Here is a 1,233-nt window from a genome sequence, read left to right on the forward strand (position 1 = left end):
GCCCTTGTATGCTTTCAAAAGGACGATTAAGAGACGCCAACAAGATTTGTTTTGGGAAGTTATCCACAGCCCGTCAGCCCTGTGAGTCGAGAGCTCGAGGATCAGCTTTTGGCGTGGATGACTTGCCGCTTGTTTCAAGCCCGAACAGTTGCTGGTTGGCCATATTGTTGGACCCCGTATTTGCAAGGATGGGCTAAATGAGTGCTTCTTCAGAACAAATTTTCATTGGCATCGATGTCTCAAAGGCTTCGCTTGATCTGGCTATTCGCGCGCAGAGCAAAGCGCGCCAGTTTGCCAATACCGAGGAAGGCATTGGCGCTTTGCTGGCCAGCCTGGAGCAGCAACGGCAGAAGATAGCGGTTGTGTTGATGGAGGCTACCGGAGGGCTTGAGCATCCAGCGGCGGTAGCGCTGTGTTTGGCCGGTTACGCCGTGATGGTGGTCAATCCCAGGCAGGCACACGATTTTTCCAAGTCGCTGGGCTACTTGAGCAAGACCGACAAGATTGACGCTCAGGCGCTGGCGCAGTTTGCGCACACGCTGTACTGCAGCGAGCGGCGCGACAAGCTGCTGCTCAAGCTGGCAACGCCAGAGCAGGAGGTGCTGGCAGCGATGGTCACGCGGCGTTCGCAACTTGTGGGAATGCGCGTGGCCGAAAGCAACCGGCTGGCCGGCAGTCACCGTACGCAAAGGCAAAGCATTGAGACGATGATCAAAGCGATTGACCAGCAGATCCAGGAGGTTGATGGAGGCATTGCGGACGGCTTGGGCGCGCACTTCAAAGCCAAGCTCGAATTGCTTAAAGGGATGAAAGGATTGGGCACGACGACCAAGGCGGTCCTGATGGCGTGTCTGCCGGAGCTCGGCCAGCTCAATGCACCAGAGATCGGCAAACTGGTGGGCGTAGCGCCTCTTAACCGCGACAGCGGAACGATGAAGGGACGACGAACGACCTGGGGCGGGCGGGGCAACGTGCGCTCGGCTTTGTACATGGCCAGCCTGAGCGCAGTGCGCTACGACCCTGTGCTGAAGGCTTTCTACCAGCGCCTGCGCGCGGCAGGCAAGCCGGCCAAAGTGGCACTGGTCGCTTGCATGCACAAGTTGTTGACCATCCTGAATGCGGTCATCAAGTCAGGCAGGCCGTGGCAGGCCACCTTCGGTTGTGCACAGCTTGCCAACGCTTGAAAAAACCTCAAAATGGATTTGACTTTGAACACAGTTGCTGATCCGCTTT

At 57.3% G+C, this 1,233-nt stretch carries 1 protein-coding gene; it reads left to right on the forward strand.

The window, feature by feature from the left end; all coding sequences use genetic code 11:
• The first annotated feature begins 197 nt into the window (after positions 1–197).
• Complete coding sequence (locus B7G53_RS22255; protein WP_096671801.1) at positions 198–1,184, forward strand: IS110 family transposase; 987 nt, start codon at positions 198–200, stop codon at positions 1,182–1,184.
• Positions 1,185–1,233: the final 49 nt, after the last annotated feature.

Origin of the sequence: Polaromonas sp. AET17H-212 (genome assembly GCF_002379085.1) — a bacterium.
Lineage (GTDB): Bacteria > Pseudomonadota > Gammaproteobacteria > Burkholderiales > Burkholderiaceae_C > Polaromonas.

Bases quoted from the DNA above. Each gene is read 5' to 3' on its own strand.
- B7G53_RS22255 (WP_096671801.1), top strand. From the start codon at position 198: ATGAGTGCTTCTTCAGAACAAATTTTCATTGGCATCGATGTCTCAAAG.